We start from the raw sequence: 14838 nt of genomic DNA, 5'->3' as shown, positions 1-14838 counted from the left end.
CCATCTTTAGGTGACGGCTGATTCAGAGATCCAGTTCCACCCACACCGCGGCATGATCGGACCCTGCATTAACCGGTTTTTTCAGTTCCGGGTAAGTTTCCCACTTGGCCGGTCGCACGCCGGGCCACATCCCTTTACGAAAGACGCCGCCTTGCTTCACCTTTTTCCATAACGCTGGCGAGAGCAAAATATAGTCAATCTTGTTGTTCGCAGTGCAACTGCCCCAGGTTCCAGGGTAGCCGCCATTATCAAATGCGGGATGGGTAAAAATATCCTGTAAATCGGTGTCTTTCAGCAAGGGAGCCAGTGTAGTGCTGTCTGGCGTGTCATTAAAATCGCCCATAATGGCGATCAGCGCCTCGCCTTCTTTGCTGCGTTGCTGATAAATGGCTTTCACCCGTTCCGCTTGCGCTTTGCGCCTTGCATCAGAACTACTTTGCGTCCCAAAGCCTTTGCTTTTTAGGTGGTTAACCAGGATGTGAAGGGTTTCTCCGCTCTTCAGCGGGATGGCAAATTCCGGACAGTCACGGGAAAAGATCAGTGCGCCCGACCGATCTTTGTCGTCCACATGACTGCGGATGGTATCGATGGGAAATGCCCTGGCGGTCATCAACCCAACATCAATGCCCCGCTCATCATTGCCATCAATGACCATCACATGTTCGAAGGGTTTTCCGTTGCGTGCTGGCAGGATTTCATTGTTAAAGGCTTGCAGCGCCGGGCGGCTTTCTGCTTCGACGACTGCCAGAATATCCGCCTGCAGATCAATCATCACCTGGGCCGTTAATAGCATGGCGACTTCATCAACCGGTGCGGATCGTAGCTCCAGAGAACCAACCCAATCCGCGCGACCGTCTGCGATAATCCTGATGTCGCTGCCGTCTTGCGGACGGGTCAGAAGCTTGCCGCGATTGCGGCGTAAAATAACAAAGGGGCCGGTGTCGGACTTACGCAGTCCCAGTTCGTTCATCAACACCACCATTTTTTGCTTCATTTCGGCGGTGTAGGTCAACTCCCCGAGCAAGGCATTCAAAGCCGCGAATCTCTCCAGAATCGGCTTACCGGCAGACCAGTCCTGCTGGTTCATTGCTTTTGCACGATCAAATAAGTTCTCAACATTGTAAGAAGCCAGCCGCATACGCACCCTCCCCTTTATTTCACTTATCGCAGGATTGCACCGCCAGTGTGTTCTCCTGCCAGCCATAACATGTTGCTTTCAACACCGTCGGTTTAGCCTCATACAGCACCAGTAAACGCTGCCCGGAAGCGGAAATTTTCCAGCCAATCGTGGCGGCGGTTTTTTCCGCCAGCCGTTGCGGACGCTGCTTCTCATCCAGACCGTAAATATCCACCTGTTCTGCCGCTGCGCCAAATTGCAACGTCACGGCAAGCAACGGGCGATCATGCCAGCGCCACTCTTGCAACATCAGCAGCGACGGTGCCCAGGCATCCGGCCATGCAGTCGACCATACAGGCTGAATGTTGCCGTTAGTGTTTTTTTCATACAGCGCAAGATGTGAAGATCGGGCATCAATGGTGCCCTCTTCCCAGGCAACCCAACGCTGAGCGCCGTCGGTGTCGTTGTCTGCCTGGCTGAGATTACGCACCGGTGAAGCCATCAGTTGGTTGACCACATCCGGGGCTTTCTCCGCTGCCGGGCTGGCAAAAACAATCAGGCTAGTTAACGCGCCCGCTAAACGTAACATGTTCTTTTTATTCATTTTGATACCGGCCCCAGTGCAGAGTTAGGTGGCACAATAACAATGGATTGCAGGTTGATGATCCCTGCCGTTTTGTCCGTTATGGCACTGAGCGGCAGCCCGGTCAGCGTAGCGTAAGCCGCACGGCTTAAATCAAGGACACGCGCCATTGAACCATCACCGGCACCGCGATCGTTTACTTTGACGATCACGGCACGCCCCTGATAGGTCAGCTTGAGTTTGGTTCCCAGCGGCACATCACGCCAGCGTTCGCGGGGTAATAACGCTGCGGTAAACCCTGCATGTGTGTAAATATCACCACTTGCCGTCATTTTATTCACAAAATAGTCTGAATAGGTTGATGCCAGACCTGATACAGGAAGTCCCATTTTTTGCTCCGCAATGCCTTAAAAAAGTAACAAACACCTTCACTTAGCCGTTGCGCTGATAATACTCGCACTCGTTATTTCAGTGATAAATGTATCTGTCTGGGAAAATAAAAAAGTCTTCTATTCAGATTATTCTTAAGCAATTCCCCATAACGGAGGCCCGTTTTGCAGATGCCCACAAAACGAGATGGCAACGCGGGTAAAAAATGAAATTCAGGTACCCATAACAGGTAGTATCGGAAGAAGGCGGTCCCTTTTATCGGTCTGTGATATTACACTGTTGCTTATTTACAGGACGTAACGGCGAACGCGACGATGAAAAACATTAAAAAAAGCCTCGTGCTCGGCATGATTGTCGACAAACAAAAACAGACAGACAACACCGATAAACTGGATTCGCTGCGCGATAGGTTACTGGATCGCGCTGGGGGGCCAGTAGGATTGCAGACCATGGCTCTGCCGCTCTCTGGCAGCACGCTATTTACACTGTTCAGTTATATGATGTGGCAGGTGCCGTTATGGACGCTGATATTCGCCTGGCAAGGCTGGCCGGAATACAAAGTTTTTACCGGCATCTTACCGGCGGCGCTGGTGTATATCCTTATCACTTATGCCGCTACGCTATTCACGGCCAAAGGCTATATTAGGGTGTTTAAGGTGTTTCTCATTATTACTACGCTCACCGCGTTGGGCTCGGTGGTAAACTTTATCGCGGCGGTTATTTCCTGGCTTCCGGCAACGGGAATTAATTATACCCACCTTGTTACTGCCGCACTGGGGCTTATTTTTAGTGTCTGTAGCGTGCTGTGTCTTAATTCCGCGATGTTTTACCGCACCATGGCTTTTTGCCTGCATAACCATCTCTGGCGCAGGCAAATCAACGCCGAACGGCGTAAAGAGCACCGCCCCGCCGTCACGCGCAAACGCTAAACCCTGTCTCTCATTGCGGCATCAGGCGGTGGCAGACATCACGTACAAACTGCCGCAACCAGCGCTGCGCGACATCGGCTTCGGTGCGCGGGTGCCACAATTGCGATACGGTGATGCCGGGGGTTTTTACCGGCAACTGAAAAACGTGAAAAGCGCTCGCGGCATGCTGGTTAACCAGAAAAGAGGCCGGGATCAACGCCACCAGATCTGTAGATTGCGCCACGGAGAGCGCCGCAGGGAATCCTGGCACGGATGCAACAATCCGGCGTGTTAACCCCATTTCCGCCAGCCCTTCATCCACCGGGCCGCTGAGCAAGCCACGCCGCGACGCCACGACATGATCGTAAGCGACATAGTCTTGCGGCGTGACCGTTTTAATCTGCGCCAGTGGATGCCCGTTTCTGACAATGCCGACAAACCGATCGCGGAACAGTGCCTGCAGGCGAATCTCTGGCCCCATCTCCCCCAGTACGCCAATTTCAAGATCAACAATGCCCTCGCGCAGCGGTTTGTCAGTTTTTTCAGGCTTTGGCAAAAAGCACAGCCGCACGCCGGGCGCAATGCGGGCCGCTTCAGCAATCAGGGCCGGGCCAAATGCCGCTACAAAGCCGTCGTTAGCGCGAATTGTAAACAGCTGTTCCAGCGTCGTGATATCCAGACTGGGCGGCGTCGGGCGCAGTAACGAACGCGCTTCAAAAAGTGCACTCTGCGTGCGGGCACGAACCGCTTCGGCCCAGGGCGTTAACACCATATTGCGCCCTGCCCGCACTAACAATGGATCGCCGGTGGTTTCACGCAGGCGACTCAGGGTGCGGCTCATCGCCGAGGCGCTCAGGCCAAGCCGGCGAGCGGCGGCGGCAACGCTGCGTTCAGCCAGCAGCACATCAAGGGCAAACAGCAAATTAAGATCGGGTTCGTTCATAAGGTTATGTTTCTCGCCTGACGATTGAGAGATGGCGTTTGCTGCAGGGTATAAATGCAATCGATGCGCCTTCCGCCTTATCTTGCGCGAAATTATAGTTATCGCAACACTTCACTTCTCTACACTCAGCGAGAAAACCATGACGTTATTCACCCACGAGCCTGGCGATGAAGGCTTACCCGGACGCGAACGCGCCCAGGCCATGCTCACCGTGATGATCAGCACCACTATGGCTGCTTTTGATGGTTCGATGGTTAACATTGCACTGCCGCAAATGGCGCATGCGTTGCAGGTCAGCGCGAGCGACGCCGTATGGGTCGCCAACGGTTACTTACTCTCTGCGGCAATGACGCTGGCTATCTTCGCGGCGCTGGCAGCCCGCACCGGTTTCCGCGCGTTGTTTGCGGCCGGGCTGGCCCTCTTTACACTGGCATCGCTGGGCTGCGCGCTCTCTGTTTCGTTACCGATGCTGGTCACCATGCGTTTGCTACAAGGCGTGGGCGGCGCAGCGACGCTCAGTATTGCGCCGGCGATCCTGCGTTCTGTATTTCCCCATCGGGTATTAGGCCGCATTCTGGGAATCAACGCGTTGTTGATTGCCTCGGTGACGGCACTCTCGCCGGTGCTTGCCGGCACGTTGCTGGCGACGCTGAGCTGGCCGTGGTTGTTTGCCATCAATATTCCGCTTGGTCTGGTTGCGCTGCTGCTGGCATTGCGTGTGATCCCGGGGCAGGCGAATGCTGTACGCGGAGAGTTTGATATTCCCGGCGCGGTGCTGTCGGCCATGATGCTGGGAGCAGTGATCATGACTTCCAGTGCCTTCGCACGCCCGGAACCGTTGCTTCATGCGGCCCTGTACGGCGCGATCGCTGCCGTCTGTGCGCTGGCCTTTATTCGTCGCCAACAACGTGCGCCGCACCCGCTGCTGCCGCTGACGCTGTTTGCCTCGGCGCGTTTTACGCTGGCGGCGTTAACTTCTCTGGCTTCCTTTGTCAGCCAGGGCATGACCTTTGTCGCCCTGCCGTTTCTGTTCCAAAGCGTTTATGGTTACAGTGCGTTCACCGCCGCACTGCTGTTCACGGCCTGGCCGGTGGGCATTATTCTCGTGGCGCCGCATGCCGGGCGTCTGGCCGATCGTTACCCCCCCGCCATTATCTCTACCGTGGGTTTAGGCCTGTTTGCCGCTGGGCTTTGCTTGCTGGCGCAGATGCCTGACCACCCGCAAATGTGGGACATCACGCTGCGCGGCCTGCTCTGTGGCGTTGGTTTTGGGTGTTTTCAAAGCCCGAATAACCGCGAAATGCTGGGCAATGTGCCGCGTGAACAAAGCGGCTATGCTTCGGGAGTGCTGGCGATTATGCGCACCTTTGGTCAGTCGCTGGGTACGGCATTGATTGGCGTGATCCTGTCGCTGACGACGCAATCAGCTACCCGTGCACAGGAGGCGCACGCGGTCAGCGTCGGATTATGGCTGGCGGCGGCCACCACCCTGCTGGCGATCCTCTTCAGCCTCAGTCGTATCCGCCAGTCGCGCGGGCAATAAATCCCTGTTGTCACCGCTCAGTGGGTGCGTTGAGCCAGCCAGACGGAATGGCCAGCGCACGCGGGATCGTTCAGTACGGCCTCCACAACGTCAAAACCTGCGGCCGTCAGCTGTGACCGGTACGCTTCTGGCGCCAGGCTGGCGTGAAACAAAGGTTCACCTTCAAACTGGCCCATCGCAATGCCATCGGCGGGGCCGCTGGTAAACATCAAGGCGCTCCCGGCATGGCTGTGGCGGGCAAAAATGTCGAACATCTCGCGTTGATCCTGCTGCGACAGATGGAAAAAACTGTCCCAGGCAATCAGGCCATCGAAGGTGTCGTTTAACGCCAGTTGCCGCATATCCTGTTGTAACCAGCGTTGATGAGGAAAACGGGCGCGAGCGCGTGCCAGCATGGCGCTGGCACCATCCACACCGGTTAATGTGAATCCCTGGGCAATAAAATATTCTGCGATGGGCTGGCCATTGCCGCAGCCGATATCAAGAATACTGCCCCTGTTGCCTATGATTGCGGTGAATTTATCCAGCCAGGGTTTTTCAAAAAGTGTACGCGAACGCTGGCGGGCAAACGCCTCCGCGTGGCGTTGATACAGCGAGAGGATCGCCCTGGCGGCAGGATGAGTCACATACACCTCGTGTGTTGTCGGGTTTTCATCGTTGAATTAAAACGTTAAGTTAAAAAATATATCATTTATTGCCATTGATACAGGTTATGAAAGAACAATAATGGGGCGCAAGAAATATTACCTCTATGCACTGGAACTGGAAGATGGCTGTTATTACGTCGGCTCCACGACGTTTGTTGACAGGCGCTTTGCCCAGCATATGGCAGGAAAAGGTGCTGAATGGACGCGGCTGCATCGCCCTGTTCGGGTGCTGGAAACCGTGCCTGTTATGGTCGACAACACGTCGCAATTGGTGTGGCTGGAAACGGAAAAAACCCTCGACTACATGAAGCAATATGGCCATGCGCGCGTGCGAGGCGGCAAGCTGGTCGATGTCTCCGGCGAGTCGGAATATTTCTGGCGTTATCTGCGTAAAGCCGGGGTCGCCCCGACGATCCCGCAACTGATTATGTCGCATGGCACGCCCGCGCAGGTGCCGGACGATATGTGGAACCTGGTGCGGGTGACAAAAAACGATCCCTACCGCAAGATCACCTCGTTCTTTCAGTTACGCTATTTGCTGAAAGAACAAGGGTATGTGTTTGATTACTGGCCTTATGAAAGCGAAGCCGAGAATAAAGCGCTGGCGCGCTGGGTGCTGCGCGGTTACTCCCCGGCGTTTGCCTTCTTTATTAAAGAGCGACATAAAACGAAACCAGAACCCGGGAGGTAAACTGGCAAAGGCCTCAGGGGATCATTCCCTTCAGTTTTGCCAGTAACCACGCGGTGACTGAGGTGGCGTCGCTGATTTTACCGTCGCGAATAAGTGCTTCAAATTCGGCGCAAGGGATTTTACGGGCCGTCAGTCCGACCTCTTCCAAATCCAGATCCTGTTGCTCGTGAGTCAGCTCTTCGGCAAGGAAAATGTGATAACCCTGGCTGGAGTATCCTTGCGCCAGTTTTTGATAGCCGACCTGGGTCATTTTCCCGGCCACCAGCCCGGTTTCTTCTTTTAACTCTCCTGCGGCGACACGCCGCGGATCTTCATCTGGCGCGCACTCCCATGCCCCCTGTGGCAACTCAATGGTGCGTAACTGCAAGGGATAGCGGAATTGCTCCACCACAAAGACGCCGCCATCCTGCAGGGCAATAATCACCACAAAATCCGCTTTCTCGACAACCGAATAGACCCCTTCGTTACCGTCTGCCCGCAAAATGCGATCTTCGCGCAGGCGCATCCATCGATTACGGTAAATTTCCGTGGTCGTGAGCGTTTTAATCTCCGACATTGTGATTCTCCTGAAAATAACCCGCCTGGCATGTGTCAGGCGGGCACGCTATTTATAACTCGCACACCATCTCAAAACAGCGTAAATCGCTCTTCGCCATCGCCGAGCGGTGAAACGCCTCTTGAATCACCGTAAAACCGCGTTTTTGATAAAAGGTGCAGGCATTGGGTGTGGCGGAAAGCGTCAGACGGGTAAAATCGCGCTGGCGGGCTTCTTCTTTAAGCACGGCGATGATTTGGGTCGCCAGCCCTTTTCCACCCCACTGCGGCAGGGTAAAAATCGCCTCGATGCTGCGGGCGTCGAGATCAAGGTAGCCACTGGCGACTGGCTGGTTATTTGCGTCGACAGCCACATAAAACGGAAAACGCGCCACCTCGCTGCGATAGCCTTCCGGCATAGTATCGGGCGTCCATACGGCAATCACTTCCGGTGCGTAAACCCCCTGGCAACCGTGGCGAATGGCGACATTGCGGATCTGCCAGAGGCTTTCGGCTTCTTCAGTTGTGGCCCGTCGGATGTGCATTGAGGCTCCTTATTGATGGGGGTTTTTTCCCCTCAACCATACCGTTTTGTTTTGCAATTGTTCTGAATTTTTTTAGGGGATATTGTCAACCAGCATGCTCTTTCAATGGTTTACAATATAACAACTATGAAATTTCTGGTTAAAATATACGCAACATTTGGTTTTTTAACGCAAATTCCATATGAAAGTTAAGCCGTGTCAAAAATGCGTAACCGGCATCGGGCACGTTAGTGGCAATTTGATGAAAATCACACAGTTAATGTGGAAATCGAGGACGTTTCTTCCTATTAATTTTTATGTTATCAGTATTATCCGCATATCTGACGGGGACGTGCACGCTACCCCGACCTACTCCGAGGCTGATGATGGAACCTATCGTATATGTTGTCGATGATGATAACGCCGTCAGACAATCGATTGTCCGGTTGCTGGAATCTGAAGGTTACCCGTCCGTTGATTTCCCCAATGCCGATGCGTTTCTTTCGCACCCGCAGGCCTCTGTTCCGTCGGCACCCTCCTGTTTGATCCTCGACCTTAATATGCCGGGCATAGACGGCTTTGATGTCACCGGCGTGCTGAAAGATCGCGGGCGCACGCTGCCGATCATTTTTCTTACTGGTTATGGCACCATTCCGTTGACTGTCCGGGCCATGAAAGCAGGCGCACGGGAGTTTTTGACCAAACCGGTGGAGCCGGAGCGTTTACTGGCGGCGGTGGCGGATGCGCTCACTGTCGCAGCGGAAGAGTTTGTGCAGCAGCAGGAACACTTTGCGCTCCGGCAGCGCCACCAGTCGCTGACACCCCGCGAACAGGAAGTGTTTGAACTGGCGATTAATGGTCTGCTGAACAAGCAAATTGCCGCCGAGCTCGGTGTGAGTGAAATCACCGTCAAAGTACATCGCCGCCGGGTAATGGACAAAATGCAGGCCCGCTCGCTGGCCGATCTGGTGCACGCTGCGGGAACACTGCAAATTAGCCGCTCCCGCAGTCGTTAAACGCCCGCAACGGGCAAATCAAAGGCAAACACACTCCCGAAAGGCTCTCTGGCCTGCGCCGTGAGCCTGCCTTTATGCCGCTCAATGATCGCATGACTGATTGTCAGCCCCATTCCCATACCCTGGGCTTTGGTGGTATAGAACGACTCGAACAGCCGCGCCTGGACTTCTGCATCCAGGCCGCTACCGGTATCAGCAATCTGGCAGCTTACCCTTTCTGCCTGTGGGTTCAGGGTGGAAAGGGTCAGGACACGCGGGCGTGAATCCACCTCGGCCATCGCTTCCACCGCGTTCATCACCAAATTGAGTAACACCTGCTGGATCTGCACGCTGTCACCGTGAACCACGCTATTGTGCGCATGGAGTTGATACTCCACGGTGACGTTCCGGCGCTCCAGTTCGCTGCGGGAGAGGGTCAGAATATGCCGCAGCAGGAAGTGCAAATCGACCGCTTCAAACACCGGGGGCTGCCTGCGCGTCAGCGACTGCAGGCTGCGGATCACCTCGCCTGCCCGTTGCCCTTCGCTGATGATTTCTGTCAGCCCGGCACGCACATTTTCAAGGGGCAGCGGCTCGCGATTAAGCCAGCGCAGGCTGGCACCGGCATTGGCGACGATCGACATCAGGGGCTGGTTGATCTCATGGGCGATGGATGAAGTCAACTGCCCGACCGTTGTTGCCCGTGATACCCGGGCCAGTTCGGCCTGCGCCACGCGAACCGCATCTTCGCTCTGCCGCTGGGCGGTAATATCGGTAATGGTGCCGAAATACTCATCCACCTCCTGGCCAACGCGTACGGGATCGCCAATGCCGAGCAGATAGCGGCATTCGCCATCGGTACGGATAATGCGAAACTCGTCCTGCATCGTCAGTCCATCCGCCACACTGCGGGTGATCACCTCACTGATACGGGCGTGATCATCCGGGTGCACAAACGTCAGGAACTCCGCCATCGAAATCAGTTTCTGTTGCTCCGGCAGGCCGAGAATGCGCGCATACTCCTCCGAGACATGCATCAAATCCTGCTCCATTTCCCAACGCCAGGTGCCGGTATGGCTGATCTGCTCGCCAAGCATCAGCGATGTCTGGCTGGCGCGTAGCTCCTTTTCTACCCGTCGGCGCTGGATGTTCTCCTCCAGCAGTTCCGCATACAGCCGTGCGGTTTCCAGCGAGACGGCGGCATGTGCTCCCAGCAGGTTCACTACGCGAGAATGCTCCGCTGTAAACACCTCGGGCATTAGACGGTTTTCCAGATAGAGCACCCCCACCAGCCGCGCCTGCTTAAACATGGGCACGCACATTACCGCCGCGCCGGATGTCAGCAAATAAGGATCCTGGCTAAAAGGGCTGTACTCTTCCGGCCTGCCGGTGCGGATCTCCTGCCCGGTGCGGATCACCGCCGCCAGTACAGACAACGGCAGATCGGTTGCCATCGGCATCTCTTTCATGACCCGCACCCGCACACCTTCATTGCTGGTGTGCGCGCTGGCTTCGATTTCCGGGGTATTGTCATCAAGAACGCGGATTAGCAGCCCACGCTGTGCCCCCGCCCGCTCCAGTAACATGGTCATCAGAATATGGATCAGCCGCGCCAGGTTAATCTCTTCTGACAATGCCCGCGACGCTTTAATAATGCTTTGCAGATCGCGGATCTCTTCATTTTGCGCAAAAGCGATGGTGTCGTAGGGCGTGCTTTCCGCAGGGGTAAACAAATGCGGATGTTCCTGCTCAAGCTGGCGTACTTTCGCCTGCGCACCGGCGCGTCCCCAGGCGGCTATTGCCCCGCGAAAATGGGCATCCGCCGCGGTATGGTAACCGCAGGCCAGCGCAAACCGCCCCGCCAGCTCATGAGACAGCGCATTGCTGGGGTTAAAGCCACCCTCGCGTGAGAGCTTAATCGCCTTCTCGTACTGTGCCAGGGCAATGCTGTTCATGCCATCGAGGCGCACAATTTCTGCGTACACCAGCGCCTCTTTATCACTGAAGGTACCGGGGTTTACCCGTGCCCAGTGGGCAATTTTGTTGTAATGCGTGTTCAGCCTCTGGCGGTGCCCGGCAGAGAACGTATCTGGTGTCAGTTGCATGGCGATCGACAGCGCACTGTAGAGATGATAATCAAGCAGATTGATATGGCCGGGCGCGGACCAGGCATGTTTGCCGGATTCAAGCAGGCAGTGTTCGGCGCGGGTATATTCTCCGGCAAAAAAATGCGCCATGCCGCGATACAGCCAGTACCAGAACAACATGGTGGCGGGCGGCGTGGCGGGCAGCAGCGTCTCTGGCAGGACCGATTCACCGCTGAAGATGTCCGATGGCTGGCGCAGGAACTCAACGAAGTGACGTTGTAACAGAAGCACCGTGTCCATGTCCTGATATCGGGTCTGGCGCACAAATGTCAGCCCGCGTTCAATCAGGGCCAGCACACTGTCAAGATGATCTCCCCGGCTGAGGCTGTTGATCACCTGGCGAAATGCGGCAAAACAGGCAATGGTCAGATCACCATGTGCGACGGCGGCGGTGAAACAATTTTTCGCATACTCAACACTGCGTGACAGCGGTTGCACCCAGACGCTGATCCTGCCGAGCGGCATCAGTGTTTTGGCGGCATAGTCGTGCAAACCGTGTCGCGCCACCAACTCCTGTGCCAGCGTGCCGTACTGAAAACCCAACTCGTACTCGCCGTAACGCTCGCCGATCAACACGCCAAACCAGGCCAGCGCAGAGGTAGACGCACCTGTCAGCCCCCGCTCCAGCGTCAGCTGCAGCATCTGGCAGATCAGCAAAAAGTGCAGTCTCGGGCAGATAAAACTGGCATAAAGCGCGGCACTGGCCAGCAAATTCATTAACGCACCGGTTTCACGGTGGTTCATACACGGCAACGTGATAAACGGATTGATAGGGTGGTCGCCCAGTAATGCCTGGATGTGCTGCCTGGCGTCATCGCACTCTTCGCGCTCCGGCCAGCGATTGAGATGAATACCGAAGACAGACAACCAGCAGAGCGTCGTCTCCAGCGCCAGTTGATAATGAGACTGACGGATATGTACTTCTGCCAGCAAATTCGCCGCCAGCGCCTTTTCGGTTAAGCCTCCGGGCGAGGCCAGCAGCGTCTCACACAGACTTCGGGCTGTCGCGAGATGCCCGAGCAAGAATTCGCACTCTGCCTGTTGCAGTTCCAGCACAAAAAGCGGATCGCCATCGTTGCGTAGCTGACGTGCTGTCTGAAGATAGGCCAGCGCGGAACGGTAATCGCCGGTATGTTTGGCGCGCCGAGCCGCGTCCTGACTCAGCTCGCTGAACATGCGCCGTTGTTCTGGCGTCTGAATGCAGTCCTTCGCTGCCGTGACATGGTGAATGGCGCGGAACAGCACTTCATTGCCTGCTGCCTGCCGGGCAGAACCGGCCAGCAGGCAGGCGGTGGTAAGGTGTAACTGGCTGCGCTCAGCGGGTTCCAGCAGTGCGACGGCGGCTTGCTGAATGCGTTCATGAGGAAAAGCATAATCTTCTGCGTTCAGCGTGATCAGTTGGACCGCCACCGCCGGGTGCAGGTTCAGGCGGATCGCCGCCGGAGACAGACCGGAAACCTCGCTTATCAGCGCCAGCCCGCCGGTATTGCCCAGGCAGGCGAGCGTACCGAGTAGCGCTCGCGTTTGTGACGGCATAGACGGCAGTTGCTGCAGCACCAGGCTTATTACGTTCTCGCTGTAATGCCGGGCGCGAATGGCCGGCAAATCGTACTGCCATTTCCCCTGATAGTGGTTGTGGCTGACCAGCCCGTCTTCGACGATGCGCTTGAAGAATTGATGGACAAACAGCGGGTTACCGCCGGTTTTTTCGTGGATCAGTTTTGCCAGATCGCCAATCGTCGCAGGCCGTGTCTGAAAGATCGCTGCCAGCCAGCGAGAGACGGCTTTCGTCGATAACGGCTGCGGCAGGCACTCTACCGTGTGGCGGGCCGCTTCGCGCAGGCGGGTTAACGCGGCCGCAAACTTCTCATCCTGCAGTGAGGGCAAATCGCGGTGGGAAACCACCAGTAACAGCGGCAGTCCACTGCTGTACCGCAGCAGGTATTCCAGTAACTGCATACTGGCGTCATCAAGCCAGTGCAGATTATCAATGAATAGCACCAGCGGGCAGCCAGGCGTGGCAAAGACGTTGACCAGGCACAGCACCATATGGTTGAAGCGTGCACGGGCATCCAGCGAAAAGGTGTCAACAAACAGTGCGGGCTGGCTGTCGATCAGCAGTCCCAGTTCCGGTGCGAGGCCGACGGCCAGATTCTCGTACCCTGCCAGCGCGCTGCTCAGGCGTGATTTCCAGCGCGCCACCTCTTCTGCCGGTAAGCCCAGCAGGTGTAGCGCCAGGGAGCGGAACGCCGCGCTCAGCACCCCCAACGGAACCACCTGCGAAGACTGCTCGACCTTGCCCAGTGCAATCAGTGTGGATCGCTGTTGAAACACTTTCAGCGCCGAGGCCATCAGCGATGACTTGCCAATCCCTGATGGCCCACTCAGTGTCACCAGCATTGGCCTGCCGCTTTGATTGACCTCTTCCAGCGCGGCGACCAGTTCGCTGGCCTGTGGATGGGCGCGGTAGAGTGTATCGGCAAAATGCAGTGCTACCGGGCGATCCTGCAAACCCGGGGTAAAATCAACGAGCGTGCCTTCTGGCGTCAGTGTGGCCTGGCAACGACGCAGATCGGCAATCAGTCCGTCGATACTCTGGTAACGTTTTTCCGGCGATTTAGCCAACAGCTTCAGTACGATGGCTGACAACATCGGCGGCACCTCTTTCCGTACCGCATGCGGCGGCGATGGCTCCGAAGCGATATGGTGCAACGTCCACTCTGCCTGCCCGCCTTCACGGAGATCGAACGGCAGAACGCCTGTCAGCAATTCATAAAAGACAATACCGAGGCTATAGAGATCGCTGCGGCTGTCTACCGCACGGTGTGTGCGGGTGGTGTGCTCAGGCGACATATACGCCAGCGTGCCGCCGGATAATGGCAGCCAGGTCTGCGCCAGCTCGCCAGCGGTGCTGGATGACAAACCAAAGCCCCCGAGCCGGCAGTGCGTGTCACCAGGAAAGATATTGCCCGGTTTAATGTCGCCGTGGATCAGATTCTGTTGATGCATCTGGCGCAGTGGCGCGCAAATGTGAATGGCCAGATCAAGCCAACTGGCAATACAGGCCATCGGCTGAGCGGTAATGCGGGTCAGCGGCTGAAAAGGAAAGGCAGGATAAACCAGCGCGTAACGCCCATGATACTGCGTGCTGGCGACGGGCTTTACCGCCCAGGTGCTGTCCAGATGTGGGCGCAGCGCGTACTCGTTTTTAAGCAGCTGGCTGGCGCGGGGTTCCGTATCGTCGCTAACGGCGGTCGCCAGAATATACGCATCGCGCGTCCAGGGATGGCGTACATTCATCCAGACAATGCACCCTTCCTGTGCCAGCGGCGTATAGCTGGCATCTGCCTGTAGCGTAACCGGCTGCCCCTCCTCACCTTCGCCGGAAAGAGGCCACAACGGATGCTGCTCAGTTCCGCTCATGGCTTTTCCTCACGCTGCGTCAGTACGCGCTCAATATGGGCAAGCAGGATCTCAATGTCGAGAGGTTTGCGTAAAAAAGCAACGGCGCCAGGTTTCCCCGCGTACCGTTGCCAGGTTTCATCATCGTGGCCAGAGATAAAGATCACCGGCGGCGGTGAGGGTCGGTGTTGCAGCGCGTCAAACAATGCCGCGCCACTCATCCCTTTGAGTTTGATGTCCGCAATGATCAGCACCGCTTCCTGTTGTGCCAGACCGTCATTGAGAAAGGCCTCGGCAGAGTCAAACGTCAGCGTGGCGTAGCCATCGGATTGCAGCAGGTTGCTTAATCCGCTGCGCACGGACGGTTCATCATCAACAATGGCAATACGCCGTGAAAGCGTCATTCGTTATCCT

General features: G+C 56.2%; 13 protein-coding genes. 4 read left to right on the top strand and 9 right to left on the bottom strand.

Going from position 1 to position 14838, the window contains the following annotated elements; genetic code table 11:
• Window positions 1-22: 22 nt before the first annotated feature.
• Genes ACUY4S_RS12445 through ACUY4S_RS12435 form a run of 3 tightly spaced genes read right to left on the bottom strand, consistent with a single transcriptional unit; the run spans window position 23 to window position 2089 of the window.
• Complete coding sequence (locus ACUY4S_RS12445) at window positions 23-1138, bottom strand: endonuclease/exonuclease/phosphatase family protein (RefSeq protein WP_458022700.1); 1116 nt, start codon at window positions 1136-1138, stop codon at window positions 23-25.
• A 19-nt stretch (window positions 1139-1157) separates the two neighbouring features.
• On the bottom strand, window positions 1158-1706 hold the full coding sequence (locus tag ACUY4S_RS12440) for a hypothetical protein (protein WP_458024216.1): 549 nt from the start codon (window positions 1704-1706) through the stop codon (window positions 1158-1160).
• A gap of 11 nt (window positions 1707-1717) precedes the next feature.
• A complete protein-coding gene (locus ACUY4S_RS12435; RefSeq protein WP_458022702.1) occupies window positions 1718-2089 on the bottom strand; it encodes an RlpA-like double-psi beta-barrel domain-containing protein in 372 nt (123 codons plus the stop codon).
• Between the two features lie 315 nt (window positions 2090-2404).
• Between ACUY4S_RS12435 and ACUY4S_RS12430 the strand changes: the two genes are divergently transcribed.
• Window positions 2405-3019 (top strand): hypothetical protein, encoded by a 615-nt coding sequence (locus ACUY4S_RS12430; RefSeq protein WP_458022703.1) that lies wholly within the window; start codon window positions 2405-2407, stop codon window positions 3017-3019.
• 10 nt (window positions 3020-3029) lie between these two features.
• Here the strand turns inward: ACUY4S_RS12430 and ACUY4S_RS12425 are convergent, their stop codons facing one another.
• Window positions 3030-3941, bottom strand: a complete 912-nt coding sequence (locus ACUY4S_RS12425) for a LysR family transcriptional regulator (protein WP_458022704.1) — start codon at window positions 3939-3941, stop codon at window positions 3030-3032.
• 139 nt (window positions 3942-4080) lie between these two features.
• On the opposite strand from ACUY4S_RS12425, the gene ACUY4S_RS12420 reads away from it, so the two are divergent.
• Window positions 4081-5484, top strand: coding sequence for an MFS transporter (locus ACUY4S_RS12420; protein ID WP_458022705.1), 1404 nt, complete (start codon window positions 4081-4083; stop codon window positions 5482-5484).
• Between the two features lie 17 nt (window positions 5485-5501).
• Here ACUY4S_RS12420 and ACUY4S_RS12415 read toward each other — a convergent pair whose 3' ends face one another.
• Window positions 5502-6110, bottom strand: a complete 609-nt coding sequence (locus ACUY4S_RS12415) for a class I SAM-dependent DNA methyltransferase (RefSeq protein WP_458022706.1) — start codon at window positions 6108-6110, stop codon at window positions 5502-5504.
• Window positions 6111-6210: 100 nt separating this feature from the next.
• Here ACUY4S_RS12415 and ACUY4S_RS12410 point away from each other — a divergent pair, with 100 nt between their 5' ends.
• Window positions 6211-6822, top strand: coding sequence for a GIY-YIG nuclease family protein (locus ACUY4S_RS12410; protein ID WP_458022707.1), 612 nt, complete (start codon window positions 6211-6213; stop codon window positions 6820-6822).
• A gap of 13 nt (window positions 6823-6835) precedes the next feature.
• On the opposite strand, the gene ACUY4S_RS12405 is transcribed toward ACUY4S_RS12410, so the two are convergent.
• Together ACUY4S_RS12405 and ACUY4S_RS12400 are read right to left on the bottom strand one after the other, a co-directional pair.
• Window positions 6836-7378: an NUDIX domain-containing protein gene (locus ACUY4S_RS12405; RefSeq protein ID WP_458022708.1), complete on the bottom strand. Its 543-nt coding sequence runs from the start codon at window positions 7376-7378 to the stop codon at window positions 6836-6838.
• 52 nt (window positions 7379-7430) lie between these two features.
• Window positions 7431-7901: a GNAT family N-acetyltransferase gene (locus ACUY4S_RS12400; RefSeq protein WP_458022709.1), complete on the bottom strand. Its 471-nt coding sequence runs from the start codon at window positions 7899-7901 to the stop codon at window positions 7431-7433.
• Between the two features lie 365 nt (window positions 7902-8266).
• Between ACUY4S_RS12400 and ACUY4S_RS12395 the strand changes: the two genes are divergently transcribed.
• Window positions 8267-8896: a response regulator transcription factor gene (locus ACUY4S_RS12395; protein ID WP_458022765.1), complete on the top strand. Its 630-nt coding sequence runs from the start codon at window positions 8267-8269 to the stop codon at window positions 8894-8896.
• On the opposite strand, the gene ACUY4S_RS12390 is transcribed toward ACUY4S_RS12395, so the two are convergent.
• Both ACUY4S_RS12390 and ACUY4S_RS12385 read right to left on the bottom strand, forming a co-directional pair.
• Complete coding sequence (locus ACUY4S_RS12390) at window positions 8893-14445, bottom strand: AAA family ATPase (RefSeq protein ID WP_458022710.1); 5553 nt, start codon at window positions 14443-14445, stop codon at window positions 8893-8895. The genes ACUY4S_RS12395 and ACUY4S_RS12390 overlap by 4 nt on opposite strands.
• On the bottom strand, window positions 14442-14828 hold the full coding sequence (locus tag ACUY4S_RS12385; RefSeq protein WP_312686355.1) for a response regulator transcription factor: 387 nt from the start codon (window positions 14826-14828) through the stop codon (window positions 14442-14444). Before ACUY4S_RS12385 ends, ACUY4S_RS12390 begins: the two co-directional genes overlap by 4 nt.
• Between the last annotated feature and the right edge of the window lie 10 nt (window positions 14829-14838).

The organism is Kosakonia beeri, from assembly GCF_054165705.1.
The sequence above is the reverse complement of the archived record's forward strand: the minus strand, read 5'-3'. Positions and strand labels throughout refer to the sequence as shown.